This window comes from Stenotrophomonas sp. Steno-Z4, assembly GCF_056393145.1.
Genome location: NZ_JBWJPC010000009.1, coordinates 91,382 through 104,736, shown reverse-complemented (window position 1 = coordinate 104,736; position 13,355 = coordinate 91,382). Strand labels below are relative to the sequence as shown.

The window sequence follows — 13,355 nt, the reverse complement described above, 5'->3', positions numbered from 1 at the left end:
GCCCTCCAGAATGCTTGTCGAGGCGGCGTTCGCATCCGGGTCGATACACTTGCGGCATGAACAGCACGCCCTCGGTCGACCCCCGCCGCGCTCAGCTACGCCGCCTCAAAGCCATTGCCCTGGCGATGCTGCTGGCCATGCTGGCCGGCTTCGTCATCAGCCATCTCAACGGTGAACGCGGTATCTGGGCGTGGGTGTCCGCGTTCTGCGAAGCCGCTGCGGTCGGCGCGCTGGCCGACTGGTTCGCAGTGGTGGCGCTGTTCCGCCACCCACTGGGCCTGCCGATCCCGCACACGGCGATCATCCCGCGCAGCAAGGAGCGCATTGCCGACAGCCTGGCGGTGTTCGTGCGCGACCAGTTCCTGGAACCGCAGGCACTGCTGGCCCGGCTGCAGGTATTCGACCCCGCCAGCCGGCTCGGCAGCTGGCTGGCTGATCCCGCACGGTCGCGGCTGCTGGCCGACATGGCGCGGGGCTGGGCCCTGCAGGCGCTGGATTTCCTGGACGAAACCGCCGTTCGCCGCAGCATCCAGGCGTTCGTGGTCGAGCAGCTGCGGCAGTGGAACGCGGCGGCCACTGCCGGCGAGCTGCTGGGCCTGCTCACCGCCGACAACCGCCACCAGCGGGTGCTGGACGAAGGGCTGACCCGGATCAGCCAGTGGATGGACAACGACGCCGTGCGGCAGCGCGCATCTGAACTGATCGTGCGCTACATCCAGCGCGAATGGCCGAAGCTCGCCAGCACGGTGAACTGGGTCAAACCCATTGATGAAATCGGCGACAGCCTGGCCGAGCGCATGGCGCACGCGGTGCTGGCCGAACTGCAGCAGATCCTGGCCGAGCCGGAACACCCGTTGCGCAAGGATTACGAGGCGTGGCTGGGCGACTACATCCAGCGCCTGCGCCACGACCCGGCACTGGCGGAAAAGGTCGACCAGCTCAAGCAGCAGGTGATCGACCACCCGGCGGTGCAGGAGTACGTCCAGGGCCTGTGGGCGCGCATCCATGCCAGCCTGCGCGCCGATCTGTCCAGCGAATCGTCTGCGCTGGCCGGCCACCTGCAGCGCAGCCTGGGCAAGATCGGCCAGGCGCTGCAGGAGGACCCATCACTGCGCGAGGCGCTCAACCAGCACCTCATGGATGGCGCCGAGCGCCTGACCAGCCGGCTGCGCGAAGGCGTGACCAGCCATATCGCGCAGACCGTGAAGGGCTGGGACGAGCGGCATCTGGTGGAGCAGCTGGAGCTGAGCGTGGGACGCGACCTGCAGTTCATCCGGTTCAACGGCACCTTGGTGGGTGGGTTGATAGGGCTGTTGCTGCATGCCCTGACCGTTTGGATGCGTTGGTAGCGCCTGCCCTGCGCAGCCACGCAGGGCGTGGCTCTACCTGTGTTTGTGGCAGGCCCGGTTGACAGATTGCCCGGGTGTTTTTGAGACGTGGTTCGCGTATTCTGCCGCGCATTCAGGGCTGGAGTGGCCCACGGGGGGAACCATGCGAAGGACGATCATGACGCTGGCGCTGTGCGCGCTGGCCTGCAATGCCCACGCCGGGCGCGTGTACAAGTGCGCGAACGGCGGCCAGACCATCTACCAGACGGTACCCTGCCCACCCGAGCAGGACACCGGCGTGACCCGCCCGATTGTCAAAGACCCCAACCTCACGTGGGAAGAGCGCACCCGTGCCCAGCGCGACCTGCACCAGGCCCGCCGCCGCATGCAGGCTGACGCTGGCCGTGGAGAGCCCCCGGTGCGCGGCACCGTGATCGACGGCGCGGCCAATCCGGAGCAATGCGAAGAACTGCGTTCCCGACGCGAGATCAGCGAGATGTTCGGACGCCCCGCACCGGAGCGGATCGACGCCGAAATCGCCAAGGCCTGCAGTTCGCGCTGAACATCTAGCGGCAGGAAATCCTGCCTAACCAGCAACTGCGCGCACGGCGTCGATCAACGACTGTATCCGCGCGGGGGCGGTAAAGATGCCCGGTGTCACGCGTACGCAGGCGCCGGACGCCAATCCCTCGCGGGCCACCACGAACACACCGGACTGTTGCAGCATGCGCTCGGCGGTGGCGGTGTTGGCCTCCAGGCTGACCTGCCCGCGCAGGCGGAAGGCGGCGATGGCGCTGGACAGACGCGGATCCGGTGACGCCAGCAGCTGGATCCGGGCGTCGTCGCGCAGCGCGTCCAGCCACTGGTTGCGCAGGCGCAGCAGGCGCGCGCGCTTGTTGGCCACGCCGATCCGCTGGTGCAGCGATACCGCGGCCGGCAAAGCCATGACCGCCGCGAAGTTGACCGTGCCGGTGTGGACGCGGCTGTCGATATCGCCGGTGTCGGCCTCGCCCATGCAGGGATCCAGGGCCTGAACGCGTCCGCGACGCACGTAGAGCGCACCCATGCCGACCGGTGCGCCGATCCACTTGTGCAGGTTGATGCCGACGAAATCCGCGCCCAGCGCATGCAGCGGCGTGTCGACCTGGCCGACGCCATGGGCCGCATCCAGCACCACGTCCGCGCCGGCCGCGCGGGCCAGTGCGCTGATCTCCGCCACCGGCAGCAGCATGCCGTTGCGATGGCCGACCTGGGTGAGCAGCAGCAGGCGGGTGCGCGGGTAGCGCGCCAGCGCCTGGCGGTAGGTGTCCACGATGCCGTCATGGTCGAACGGCTCCGGCAGCACGATGCGCTGTACGTCCACGCCCCTGCGTTCGCGCAGCCACTGCACGGCAGCGATCGCGCTTTCGTGGTCGGTGTCCGCATACAGCACGGTATCGCCCGGAGACAGGTGCCGATAGCCGGCAATCAGTACCTGCATCGCTTCCGTCGCGCCCCGGGTCAGCGCGATCTCATCCGGGCCCACGCCGAGCGCTTCGGCCAGCGTTGCACGCGCGTGTTCCAACAACGCCGGGAACTCCCGCCGCCCGAACCAGGCATTCTCACGGTTCACGCGTGCGGTGGCGCGCTGATACGACTGCAACACGGGCCGCGCCATCGCGCCCCAGTAGCCGTTGTCGAGCATGACCACCTCGTCGGTGAGGTCGTACAGCGCCGCTACCTGGGACCACCAGTCCTCATCGGCTGCCAGCCTGTCAGGGTCGCGCCCGGCGGGATCGGGCAAGGCGTCGAGAGCGTGCAGGTCTGCGTCGGTCATGCGGCCAGTATTGCAGCCGCCGCGCGAAGAACGGGTGGCGCAAAGCGCCTGTCAATCTTGCCGAAGCGAATGATAATGACTATCATTAGCGCACTGGGTGCTTGCTCGATGCCGTCCTGCGCGCCGCCGATGGTGGCGTTGCGGTGCGCGACAGAGGCAAGACCGTTCTCCAGGGATACCCCCGCCCTGTGCGGCGGCTTGGCCACGGATGGCCACCCTCCCCCTGTCACCGGCCCCGGCCGGTGACGTTCGTTGTTCAACCCGACATTGCAGGTTCCCGTGGACAGCACGCCTGATGCCAGCTGGTTCAACCGCTTCGGCGGTTTCTTCGACCGCCCCTGGCTGGGAGTGCTGTCGCGTTCGTTGGCCGCGATCTTCGGCGGCTACGCGCTGGCCGCCACCTGCGCGATGTTCTTCGCCGTGGCCCTGCCCATCGCCCGCGCGCAAGCGGTGCTGACCGGCATGCTGGTGGCGATCGTGCTGTGCGCCTGCGCCGCGCTGTGGGCATTCGCCACCCGGACCGCACTGCGCGCCTGGATCGGCATCGCCGCGCCCACCGCGTTGTTCTGGCTGGGCACCCTCGCACTGGGTGCACGTGCATGAAGAATGGATTCCGCCAGTCCATGGCCTGGCTGCACACCTGGACCGGGCTGCTGGTGGGCTGGCTGTTGCTGCTCATCTTCATGGCCGGCACTGCCAGCTACTACCGCGAAGAAATCAGCCGCTGGATGCGCCCGGAGCTGCCGCGCAGCAGCGTCTCCACCGAGGTCGCCGCCGAGCGCGCGGTGACCTTCCTGCAGCACAAGGCGCCGCAGGCCGAAAGCTGGAACGTGACCCTGCCCGATCCGCGCAACCCGGCCATGCGCATGTTCTGGCGCAACCCCGAATCGATGGTGAAGCCACCGGCCGAAGGTGAAAAGCGCCGCCGCGGCGGTGGCCGCTTCGGCGATGCCACGGTGGACCCGGCCAGCGGCGAGGAAGTGGCCGCGCGCGAAACCCGGGGCGGCGATTTCTTCTACCGCCTGCATTTCGACCTGCACTATATCCCGGTGCTGTGGGCGCGCTACCTGGTGGGTTTCTGCGCGATGTTCATGCTGGTGGCGATTATTACCGGGGTGATCACCCACAAGAAGATCTTCAAGGACTTCTTCACCTTCCGGCCGGAGAAGGGCCTGCGTTCGTGGCTGGACTTCCACAACGTCAGCGCGGTGATGGCCCTGCCCTACCATGCGATGATCACCTACACCGGCATAGTCACGCTGATGTTCATGTACCTGCCGCAGGGCGTAAGCGTGGCTTATCCCAAGGATGAGGACGCGTTCTTCAGCGAGGCCTTCGCGCGCCTGGCCGATCCGGCCGACGCCGCTGAAGGCAGCGCGGCGCCGCTGCCGATCCAGCAGCTGCTCGACAGCGCGCGTGCCGAATGGAAGGGCGCGCAGGTCAGCGGCTTCACGGTGTTCCACCCGGGCGCGGCCAATGCGGTGATCGACATCTACCAGCGCGATGGCAAGCGGCTGTCGATCGACACACCATCGCTGCGCTACCACGCGGTCAGCGGCGCGTTGATCGAGACCAGCCCGGTGCCCGGCGGCGCCACCCACACCCGTGGCGTGATGTACGGCCTGCACCTGGCCCGCTTCGCGGACTGGGGCCTGCGCGCCCTGTTCTTCCTGTCCGGCCTGGTGGGTTGCCTGATGGTGGCCAGCGGCGTAGTGCTGTGGGCGGTCAAGGAGCGCCCCAAGCACGCCAAGGCCGGCAGGATCGGCTTCGGCCTGCGGCTGGTGGATGCGCTCAACATCGGCGCCGTGGCCGGCCTGCCGATCGCGTTTGCCGCGTACTTCTGGGGTAACCGGTTGCTGCCGCTGGAAATGGCGGAACGCGCCGACGCAGAAGCCAGCGTGTTCTTCTATGCCTGGGGCGCCGCCCTGCTGGCGGCCTTCCTCTGGCCCAAGCGGTTGATGTGGGCCTGGCAGCTGTACCTGGGCGCGGCCTTGTTCGCCCTGATCCCGGTGATCAATGTGCTCACCACCGATGCACATCTGGGCGTAACGCTGCGAACCGGCGACTGGGCGGTGGCCGGGTTCGACCTGGTGATGCTCGCCTTCGGCGCGATGCTGGCGTACTGCGGCCTGCGCATGCAGCGTTGGCAGCCTGCGCTGAGCGCGGCCGAGAAGAAGCGGCGCCAGGCCGCAGCACTTGCCGCCACCGCGAATACCGCCGAGGCCAGCGCATGATGCTGCTGGCGCTCACATTGAACTTTTCTGCGTTCACCGCACTGTCGCTGGCGATGGAAAAGCACCAGCTCGACCTGCACGGCAAGGCGCACGCCGGCCCCGCGCGCATGCGGCTGTGGCGTTGGCTGGGTTGGGCATTGCTGGCGACCGCGTTCGGCATCTGCGTGGCCGACCACGGCTGGGCCGCCGGCCCGGTGCTGTGGCTGGGCGCGATGACGGTCAGCGGCCTGCTGATCGCCTTCGGCCTGTATCCCTGGCGACCGCGCTGGATCGCGCCGCTGGCCTGGGCGTTGCCGGTGCTGGGCCTGGGCGCCGCCGCGCTGTAGAGCCGACTGTCAGTCGGCTGCTCTTCCGGTGGCAACGGGAACTCAAGTGCAAACCGACTAACAGTCGGCTCTACATCACGCCCCGTAACGCCTCAACTCCCACGCGCGGTGGATGCGCGGGTTGCGCTCGAAATCGTCGCCGATGGTGTCGGCCGAGATCTCGCGGCACTCGGCGAATTCCTTGATCGCTTCCTCGTCCAGCTTGAAGCGGCGGAAGTTGTTCGAGAAGTACAGCACGCCTTCCGGGCTCAACCGCGCCACGGCCGCACGCAGCAGCCGCACATGCTCGCGCTGCACGTCGAAATCCTCGGCGCGGGCGGAGTTGGAGAAGGTCGGCGGATCGCAGAAGATCACATCGAACCGATGCCGCTCGGCTTCCAGCCAGGCCAGTGCATCGGCCTGGATCAGCTGGTGCTGGCTGCCGCCCTTGCCGTTCAGGGCCAGGTTGTCGGCGCACCACTGCAGGTAGGTACCGGACAGGTCCACGCTGGTGGTGGAGGCCGCACCGGCCACCGCTGCCTGCACGCTGGCGACGCCGGTGTAGCAGAACAGGTTGAGGAAGCGCTTGCCCTGCGCTTCCTTGGCCATGTGCCAGCGCAGCGGGCGGTGGTCCAGGAACAGGCCGGTGTCCAGGTAATCGAACAGGTTCACGCGCAGCAGCGCATCGTTTTCGCGCACGAACACGAATTCGCCGCGCTGTTCGAAGCGGCCATACTTGCTGCCGCCCTTGCCGCGCTCGCGCGACTTCAGCGCCACCTGCTCGGCCGGCACCTGGAATACCTCGCGCGCGGCCGAGAGCAGCTCGTTGCGGCGGCGGCGCACGTCCACGTCCGGGATGGTGGCCGGCGCGGCGTATTCCTGCACGTGCAGGAAGGTGCGGCCAGCGCCACCGTCTTCTTCGTACACGTCGATCGCGGCGGCGTACTCGGGCAGGTCGGCGTCATACACGCGGTAGCAGGTGACCTGCTCGCGCGCCTTCCAGGTCTTGAACCTGCGGATGTTCTTGCGCAGCCGGTTGGCCACCATCTGCGCGCCTTCGCTGAGCTCGCGCGGCTGGCCCGCGTTCTCGCGCTGCGGTACGGCGATGGGATCGCATACGATCAACGCGCACTCGATGGCGCCGTTGAACAGCTGGTACTTCTTGTTCGCGCGCAGCCCGGTGGCGAACGCAAGTTCGGCGCTGCCGCACAACAGGCTGGCCCGCCACTGCGGCACGGCGCGCTTGAGCGCGTCGCCCAGGCGGCGGTACAGCACCGCGTCGGCAGCCAGGCGTTCGTCATACGGCGGGTTGCACACCACACAGCCGGTTTCCTGCGGCGGAACCTGCACGTCGGCCACGTCGCGCACGCCGAACCAGATCGCCTCGGCGACACCGGCGGTCTCCGCGTTTTCCTTGGCCGCGCGGATCGCATGCGGGTCGATGTCGCTGCCGTGGATGACCTGCTTGAGCGCGGCGCGCCCGGCCTGCTCGCGGGTGCGCGCATCGGCCATCAGGGCGTTCCAGGCCTCGCGGTCGAAGCCCAGCCAGCGGCTCGGCGGAATGCTGCCATGCCGCTGCAGGCCCGGGGCCACGTCGGCAGCCATCAGCGCGCCTTCGATCAGCAACGTGCCGCTGCCGCACATCGGATCCAGCAGGCCGCCGCCCTCGGCATGGATCTTCGGCCAGTTGGCGCGCATCAGCACGGCGGCCGCCAGATTTTCCTTCAGCGGGGCCTCGTTCTGCGCCATGCGCCAGCCGCGCCGGTGCATCGGGCCGCCGCCGAGGTCGATCGAGATCGAGGCGCGGCCCTTGCGCAGCGACAGATTGATGCGCACGTCCGGGAACTCGGTGTTCACCGACGGTCGTTCCAGGCCCTGCGCGCGCAGGCTGTCTACCACGCCGTCCTTGACCCGCTGCGCGGCGAAGCGCGCGTGGGTGATTTCGGTCCCCGACACATGGGCGTCCACCGACAGGGTCAGCTCGGGGCTGATGTGCTGCTCCCACGGCATCGAGGAGACGCCCTGGTACAGCGATCCCTCGTCCGGGCAGTCGAACTCGGCCAGCGGCCACAGCACCCGGCTGGCCAGGCGCGACCACAACACGACCTTCAGTGCCTGCGGCAGCTCGCCCTCGGCATTGACGCCGGAAATGGTGGCAGTGGCCCTGGGCAGGCCCAGCGCCAGCAGTTCGTCGGCGAGCAGGTACTCCAGGCCCTTGGCGCAGGAAACAAAGAATTTCACGGGATCGGTATCGCAGGTCAGCAGGAAGGGGGTGCCCACGGGCACCGCGGGCGGCCCGGGCGCAGGCGCCGGACCGTCCATTGTACGTGACCGGGCCGCACGCGGCCGCGTAGCGCCGGGCTCTGCCTGGCTGGCCGAACCGCTACCGGAATGCAGCGGGTCAGAGCCCCGCTCTACCGGAGGGTGGCGAGCAGGGCCTCGAAGGCCTGCGCGGAGGCGTCCACGTGGTTGTTCAGGCGGTGGCCGTCGTCCACCAGCAGCAGACGGGCTGACCGGGCCTGGGCCCAGGCGATCACATCGGCGGCCGGGATCAGCTCATCGTGCCAGGCGTGGACCACGCTGGTGGGCACGCGGGCGGCATCCAGCGCCGGCATCGGCCCCATCCGGGTCGGCGGCACCATGAGGAACAGACCCCGGGTCGGGACCTGCAGCGAGGCGATGGCCGAGATGTAGGCGCCCAGCGAGGAACCCGCCAGCACGACCGGGCCTTGCGCGGCGGCGGCGCTGGCGCGCTCGACCAGGCGCTGCAGGCGGGCACGGACATCCCCCACACTGCTTACCTCACGCAGGGCATCCAGGTCGGTGTAATCGGGCCGTTCGTGGGTCCATCCCAGCCGCTCGGCCACTTCGGCCAGGGCGGTTACCTTGGTGGCGTCCGGGCCGCTTTCGAAGCCGTGGGAAAGAATGCAGTGGCCGCGGCTCATGCAGCCACCGCGTGGAAATCGATGTAAGCGCTCATGCCTGAATGCTAGCATCGGCGCATGCCCGACCGCGCCCCGCCCCGCATTGATTCGCAGCCGCTGCCCTACGTGGCGCAGCTGGGCGAGCGCGCGCCGGATGACATCGATCTGGTGGTGATCCACTGCACCGAACTGCCCGACCTGGCCATGGCGCGCAGCTACGGCGAGCGCGTGCTGTACGACAGCGGCAGCGGCAACAGCGGGCACTTCTACATCGACCGCGACGGCAGCATCGTCCAGTACGTCCCGGTCGAGCGCGTGGCTCACCACGTCAGCGGGTACAACCCGCGTTCGGTCGGCATCGAGCTGGTCAACACCGGCCGCTACCCGCACTGGCTGGATTCACGCCACCAGGCGATGGACGAACCCTATCCGGAGGCCCAGATCGCGGCCTTGATCGACCTGTTGCAGCATCTGTGCGACACCCTGCCCGCCCTGCACCACATCGCCGGGCACGAGGCGCTGGACACCCGGGAAGAAGTAGCCAGCGACGACCCGGACCGGCGCGTGCTGCGCAAGCGCGACCCGGGCCCGTTGTTCCCGTGGCCGCGGGTGCTGGCGGCGGTGACGCTGAGTCCGCTGGGGGGGTAGAGCGGACTGTCAGTCCGCTGCCGTTGGCGTGCAGCCTGCGGTCGACGCGAAGAGCAGCGGACTGACAGTCCGCTCTGCCTGCGCCATTCGTTGACGCCTTGGTGACGGCGACTACGCGCCGGTCGCGACCGGTCGGCTTGAATCGCTGACCCACCCGCTCCACGAATCGGCATAGACCCGCGCGCCGTGCAGCCCGGCCACTTCCATCGCCAACAGCAGATGGCAGGCGGTCACGCCCGACCCGCACATCAACACCACCTGCTGCGGATCATGCGTCCCGATCAGCGGCCGCAGCGCGGCCTGCAATTCGGCTGCGGGCCGCAGGCGGCCGTCGGCCACATTCAACGCGAACGGGCGGTTCACCGCCCCGGGCACATGCCCCGCCACTGGATCCAGCGGCTCCACCTCACCCCGGAACCGTTCACCGGCACGCGCATCCAGCAGCCAGCCCGGCGCATGCTTCAAGCGCGCGGCGATCTCGTCCACCGAGGCCACCTGGCGGGTATCGAAACGCCCCGGATAGGCCGGCAACGGCAGCACCTCGGGCACGTCCGTGGTCAACGGCAGACCGGCCGCCTGCCACGCCGCAAGGCCGCCATCGAGCACCGCCACCTGTGTGTGTCCGATCAAGCGCAGCAGCCACCACGCGCGCGCCGCCGCCATGCTGCCGTCGCCGCCGTCGTAGACCACGACCTGGGTATCCGGACCGATTCCCCACCGCCCCAGCGTGGCGGCGAACGCATCGCTGTCCGGCAACGGGTGGCGGCCGTGGCCGACCACGCTCATGTCCGCCAGGTCGCGGTTGACGTCTGCGCGCAGGGCGCCGGGCAGATGCCCGGCGGCGTAATCGCGCGCGCCGGACTGCGGATCAGCCAGCGAAAAACGCGCATCCAGCACGCGCGGCGCCGTACTGGCGGTGGCGCGCGCATCCAGCAGGCGCGTATCCCCCTGCGAAAGCGCGCTGGACAGCGTCGCCACATCGACAAGAGTGGTCCACGGGGTCGGGTTCGCGGTCATCATTCCAGTTGCTCCAGGCGGCGACGCAGGTTGTAGAGGATGGCGGCGGTGGCGCCCCAGATGCGCTGGCCCGGCCAGCCGTATTCCAGCACGTGGCGAATGCGGCCGCGGTGGTCGATCTCGACCTGGTGCAGGTTGGCCGGGTCCATCAGGTAATCGAACGGCACTTCGAACACTTCGGCCACTTCATCCGGCTGCGGCACCGCCACGAAGCCCGGGTCGATCACCGCCACCACCGGCATCACCCGGTACCCGGTAATGGTCACGAACGGATCCAGGTAGCCCAGCACCTGCACCTGGTCGTGCGGCAGCGCGATTTCTTCGTTGCTTTCGCGGATCGCGGCGGCCACCGCGTCGCGGTCGTCCGGCTCCTGGCGGCCGCCCGGGAAGCCGACCTGGCCGCCATGCTGGCGCAGCGTATCGGTGCGCCGGGTCAGCAGCACCTGCGCGCCGCTGGCACGCGGAATGATCCCGGCCAGCACCGCGGCTTCCACTGGCGGGCCGGGCGGCAGCAGGTCGGCCAGTTCACTGCGGTTCCAGCCATCGCCACCGGGGGGTGCATCGAGCGGGTGCAGCGCGCGCAACAGGCGCTCGTGGTCGGCCAGTGAGCCACCCAGCGACTGCCGCAGCTGCTCACGCAGCGGCAGCACCTGCCGCATCACATGTTCTTGTTCGTGTCGGGTCATCGTCGACCAGCGGGTGATTTCATCCACGTTGCGCAGGCAGCCGCCGCACAGGCCGGCGCGATCAAGCGCGCAGGTTCCGATGCAGGGGCTCGGCATGGCATGGGCGGGGGTTTCCGGAAAGTGCACCGGGCAACAGTAACGCGAATGGCGCGGTTCCAACACTGCGAGAGCAGACCAACGGTCGGCGCTGCGAGTGTGTTGAAAACAAAAAACGCGCCGATGTTGCCATCGACGCGTTTTGTTGTTTTCAGCCGTTCTTATTTGACGCTGACCAGCTTGATTTCAAACTGCACGGCGACGTTCGGCGGGAACGGGGTACGCGGGTCGGCACCGTAGGCCTGTTCCGGCGGCAGGGTGACTTCCCACTTCGAACCGGCCGGCATCTGCAGCAGTACTTCGCGCATGGCCTTCATTTCGACTTCGCTGACCTTGATCGACGGGATCTGCTGCGCCGGGCGGGCTTCGGTCGGACGGGTGCCGAACGGGTACGGGCCGGCCACTTCCAGCTGCACGGTGCTGGCCTGGGTCGGCTTGGCGCCCTTGCCGGCTTCGATCACGCGGTACTGCACGCCGCTCGGCAGCGCCTGCACGCCGGCCTTGGCCTTGTTGGCGGTCAGGAAGGCAGTGCTCTTGGTCTTGTTTTCGGCGGCAGCCTTTTCGTACTCGGCCTTGGCGGCAGCGGCACGACCCTGCTCACGCTTCTGGAAGGCTTCGACGGCCGGCTTCAGCTGGTCGGCGGTGATTGCCGGCTGCTTCTTGGCGTAGGCATCCTGCAGGCCCTTCACCACCGAATTGATGTCCAGCTGTTCGCCGCGACCGGTGAGCTCAGCCAGGTTGTTGCCGTAGTCGTAACCGAAGTAATAGCTCAGCTTGCCCTTTTCGGACGAAGTGTCCTGGGCGAAGGCATTGCCCGTCAGGGCCAGGGCCGCGACGGCGACCGCGATAGAACGCAACTTCATCAAACGTTTCTCCAGGGGTGGTAACTCAGGACGCATTGGGCCGCCCTGAGGCGACGGGTTAGGATAGCCGCCGCAACGTTGAACCGCCACTAACGACGAAGGCTATGACCTGCTTTCGTTTCCAGAGTTCAAAATCACTTTTTTTTAACGTTTTACCAGGAGTTTCTGCCGTGGCCGACGCGCCCCTGTCCGTTGCCGACGATGGTGCCACCCCAGCGCCCGGGGTCAACCGCCCCACGGTTCAGGGAGGTGACGCCGCCGGGCCGGCGCCGGCGCGCCTGCTGCAGCTGGTGCTGGCGGATGGCTTGGATGCCGCGCTGGACGCCGGCCTGATGGACTACGTGCCCGGCCCTGGCGACGACGCCCTGCTGCCCGGCCACCCGGACCTGCCCGCCCGCCTGCTGCAGGCCCAGCAGCAGCTGCAGCGCGCCTGGGCGGCGCGTGACCGTTACCGCCAGCGCGCGCAGCGGCTTGCGCGCCGCGCGGCCGAACGCGATGCGCGACGCGCGCCGCCGGCCCCCACTCCCGATCTGAAGCCCGCCCTGCCGCCTGCGGCTGCCGCGATTCTTGCGCGCGCCAAAGCCAGGGCTGCTGGAAAGCCTTCCTGATGACCCCTGTTGCAAAGGCCGCTCCGCGCAGTGCGCGCATGCCCAAGGCCGACGTCGTTGAAATGTTCACCCGCCTGCGCGAACTCAATCCGCATCCGAAGACCGAACTGGAGTACAGCTCACCGTTCGAACTGCTGGTCGCCGTGGCGCTTTCCGCGCAGGCCACCGATGTGGGCGTCAACAAGGCCACGCGCAAACTGTTCCCGGTGGCCAACACGCCGCAGGCGATCCTGGCGCTGGGCGAGGACGGACTGAAGAAGTACATCGCCACGATCGGCCTGTTCAACGCCAAGGCGAAGAATGTCATCGCCACTTGCCGCCTGTTGATCGACCAGCATGGCGGTGACGTGCCGCGTGACCGCGCCGCGCTGGAAGCCCTGCCCGGGGTCGGGCGCAAGACCGCCAACGTGGTGCTCAACACTGCGTTCGGCGAACCGGTGATGGCGGTGGATACGCACATCTTCCGGGTGGCCAACCGCACCGGGCTGGCCCCCGGCAAGGACGTTCGCGCAGTGGAAGACCTGCTGGTCAAGGTGATTCCGGCCGAGTTCCTGCTCGACGCCCACCACTGGCTGATCCTGCATGGCCGCTATGTGTGCAAGGCGCGCAGACCGGACTGCCCGCAGTGCGTGATCCGTGACCTGTGCCGCTTCAAGCAGAAAACCGCCGCCTGAGCGACGGCGGCGACTGCCATCTGGGCGCAACCGGGCAGTCATCTGATTCGGGCAGTTTGAGCAACCCCAGCAGCCGCCGTGCCCGGGCCTGGGGCTGCTTTGTCTGAAACTGTCATATTTACGCAATCTTCACTTATTAGCCTGCGCAGCATCTTC

15 protein-coding genes are annotated in these 13,355 nt (G+C 68.2%); 8 read left to right on the top strand and 7 right to left on the bottom strand.

Going from position 1 to position 13,355, the window contains the following annotated elements; translation table 11 throughout:
- Positions 1-56 precede the first annotated feature (56 nt).
- Both AC06E7_RS18140 and AC06E7_RS18135 read left to right on the top strand, forming a co-directional pair.
- Positions 57-1,349: a DUF445 domain-containing protein gene (locus tag AC06E7_RS18140; protein WP_217537362.1), complete on the top strand. Its 1,293-nt coding sequence runs from the start codon at positions 57-59 to the stop codon at positions 1,347-1,349.
- Positions 1,350-1,491: 142 nt separating this feature from the next.
- Positions 1,492-1,890, top strand: coding sequence for a DUF4124 domain-containing protein (locus tag AC06E7_RS18135; RefSeq protein WP_478065523.1), 399 nt, complete (start codon positions 1,492-1,494; stop codon positions 1,888-1,890).
- A gap of 24 nt (positions 1,891-1,914) precedes the next feature.
- Here the strand turns inward: AC06E7_RS18135 and AC06E7_RS18130 are convergent, their stop codons facing one another.
- Both AC06E7_RS18130 and AC06E7_RS18125 read right to left on the bottom strand, forming a co-directional pair.
- Positions 1,915-3,144, bottom strand: coding sequence for an aminotransferase class V-fold PLP-dependent enzyme (locus AC06E7_RS18130; RefSeq protein ID WP_478065522.1), 1,230 nt, complete (start codon positions 3,142-3,144; stop codon positions 1,915-1,917).
- Positions 3,141-3,350, bottom strand: coding sequence for a hypothetical protein (locus tag AC06E7_RS18125; protein WP_478065521.1), 210 nt, complete (start codon positions 3,348-3,350; stop codon positions 3,141-3,143). Before AC06E7_RS18125 ends, AC06E7_RS18130 begins: the two co-directional genes overlap by 4 nt.
- A gap of 73 nt (positions 3,351-3,423) precedes the next feature.
- Between AC06E7_RS18125 and AC06E7_RS18120 the strand changes: the two genes are divergently transcribed.
- From AC06E7_RS18120 to AC06E7_RS18110, 3 genes are read left to right on the top strand one after another with little or no spacing between them, the layout of a single operon-like run.
- Positions 3,424-3,747: a DUF3649 domain-containing protein gene (locus AC06E7_RS18120; protein ID WP_414715899.1), complete on the top strand. Its 324-nt coding sequence runs from the start codon at positions 3,424-3,426 to the stop codon at positions 3,745-3,747.
- Positions 3,744-5,378, top strand: coding sequence for a PepSY-associated TM helix domain-containing protein (locus AC06E7_RS18115; protein ID WP_478065520.1), 1,635 nt, complete (start codon positions 3,744-3,746; stop codon positions 5,376-5,378). Before AC06E7_RS18120 ends, AC06E7_RS18115 begins: the two co-directional genes overlap by 4 nt.
- On the top strand, positions 5,375-5,704 hold the full coding sequence (locus tag AC06E7_RS18110; RefSeq protein WP_184124227.1) for a DUF3325 domain-containing protein: 330 nt from the start codon (positions 5,375-5,377) through the stop codon (positions 5,702-5,704). The genes AC06E7_RS18115 and AC06E7_RS18110 overlap by 4 nt, the downstream gene beginning before the upstream one ends.
- Positions 5,705-5,779: 75 nt before the next feature.
- Here the strand turns inward: AC06E7_RS18110 and rlmKL are convergent, their stop codons facing one another.
- Both rlmKL and AC06E7_RS18100 read right to left on the bottom strand, forming a co-directional pair.
- Positions 5,780-7,924 (bottom strand): bifunctional 23S rRNA (guanine(2069)-N(7))-methyltransferase RlmK/23S rRNA (guanine(2445)-N(2))-methyltransferase RlmL, encoded by a 2,145-nt coding sequence (gene rlmKL, locus AC06E7_RS18105; protein ID WP_478065518.1) that lies wholly within the window; start codon positions 7,922-7,924, stop codon positions 5,780-5,782.
- Positions 7,925-8,097: 173 nt separating this feature from the next.
- A complete protein-coding gene (locus AC06E7_RS18100; RefSeq protein WP_184124231.1) occupies positions 8,098-8,628 on the bottom strand; it encodes an alpha/beta hydrolase in 531 nt (176 codons plus the stop codon).
- Positions 8,629-8,685: 57 nt separating this feature from the next.
- Between AC06E7_RS18100 and AC06E7_RS18095 the strand changes: the two genes are divergently transcribed.
- Positions 8,686-9,255, top strand: coding sequence for an N-acetylmuramoyl-L-alanine amidase (locus AC06E7_RS18095; RefSeq protein ID WP_478065516.1), 570 nt, complete (start codon positions 8,686-8,688; stop codon positions 9,253-9,255).
- A gap of 111 nt (positions 9,256-9,366) precedes the next feature.
- Here the strand turns inward: AC06E7_RS18095 and AC06E7_RS18090 are convergent, their stop codons facing one another.
- The 3 genes from AC06E7_RS18090 to AC06E7_RS18080 all read right to left on the bottom strand — a co-directional run bounded on the left by AC06E7_RS18090 (position 9,367) and on the right by AC06E7_RS18080 (position 11,917).
- Positions 9,367-10,272, bottom strand: a complete 906-nt coding sequence (locus AC06E7_RS18090) for a sulfurtransferase (protein WP_478065514.1) — start codon at positions 10,270-10,272, stop codon at positions 9,367-9,369.
- Positions 10,272-11,054, bottom strand: a complete 783-nt coding sequence (locus AC06E7_RS18085; RefSeq protein WP_093533909.1) for a CoA pyrophosphatase — start codon at positions 11,052-11,054, stop codon at positions 10,272-10,274. Before AC06E7_RS18085 ends, AC06E7_RS18090 begins: the two co-directional genes overlap by 1 nt.
- A 161-nt stretch (positions 11,055-11,215) precedes the next feature.
- Positions 11,216-11,917: an FKBP-type peptidyl-prolyl cis-trans isomerase N-terminal domain-containing protein gene (locus AC06E7_RS18080; RefSeq protein ID WP_068850599.1), complete on the bottom strand. Its 702-nt coding sequence runs from the start codon at positions 11,915-11,917 to the stop codon at positions 11,216-11,218.
- A 278-nt stretch (positions 11,918-12,195) separates the two neighbouring features.
- Between AC06E7_RS18080 and AC06E7_RS18075 the strand changes: the two genes are divergently transcribed.
- Together AC06E7_RS18075 and nth are read left to right on the top strand one after the other, a co-directional pair.
- Positions 12,196-12,525: a hypothetical protein gene (locus tag AC06E7_RS18075; RefSeq protein WP_478065527.1), complete on the top strand. Its 330-nt coding sequence runs from the start codon at positions 12,196-12,198 to the stop codon at positions 12,523-12,525.
- Positions 12,525-13,199, top strand: coding sequence for an endonuclease III (nth, locus tag AC06E7_RS18070; protein WP_426805488.1), 675 nt, complete (start codon positions 12,525-12,527; stop codon positions 13,197-13,199). Before AC06E7_RS18075 ends, nth begins: the two co-directional genes overlap by 1 nt.
- Positions 13,200-13,355 lie beyond the last annotated feature (156 nt).

Coding starts and splice junctions, on each gene's coding strand:
- AC06E7_RS18130 (WP_478065522.1), bottom strand. CDS start 3,144: ATGACCGACGCAGACCTGCACGCTCTCGACGCCTTGCCCGATCCCGCC.
- AC06E7_RS18135 (WP_478065523.1), top strand. CDS start 1,492: ATGCGAAGGACGATCATGACGCTGGCGCTGTGCGCGCTGGCCTGCAAT.
- AC06E7_RS18080 (WP_068850599.1), bottom strand. CDS start 11,917: ATGAAGTTGCGTTCTATCGCGGTCGCCGTCGCGGCCCTGGCCCTGACG.
- AC06E7_RS18115 (WP_478065520.1), top strand. CDS start 3,744: ATGAAGAATGGATTCCGCCAGTCCATGGCCTGGCTGCACACCTGGACC.
- AC06E7_RS18140 (WP_217537362.1), top strand. CDS start 57: ATGAACAGCACGCCCTCGGTCGACCCCCGCCGCGCTCAGCTACGCCGC.
- AC06E7_RS18095 (WP_478065516.1), top strand. CDS start 8,686: ATGCCCGACCGCGCCCCGCCCCGCATTGATTCGCAGCCGCTGCCCTAC.
- AC06E7_RS18100 (WP_184124231.1), bottom strand. CDS start 8,628: ATGAGCCGCGGCCACTGCATTCTTTCCCACGGCTTCGAAAGCGGCCCG.
- AC06E7_RS18110 (WP_184124227.1), top strand. CDS start 5,375: ATGATGCTGCTGGCGCTCACATTGAACTTTTCTGCGTTCACCGCACTG.
- nth (WP_426805488.1), top strand. CDS start 12,525: ATGACCCCTGTTGCAAAGGCCGCTCCGCGCAGTGCGCGCATGCCCAAG.
- AC06E7_RS18090 (WP_478065514.1), bottom strand. CDS start 10,272: ATGACCGCGAACCCGACCCCGTGGACCACTCTTGTCGATGTGGCGACG.
- AC06E7_RS18085 (WP_093533909.1), bottom strand. CDS start 11,054: ATGCCGAGCCCCTGCATCGGAACCTGCGCGCTTGATCGCGCCGGCCTG.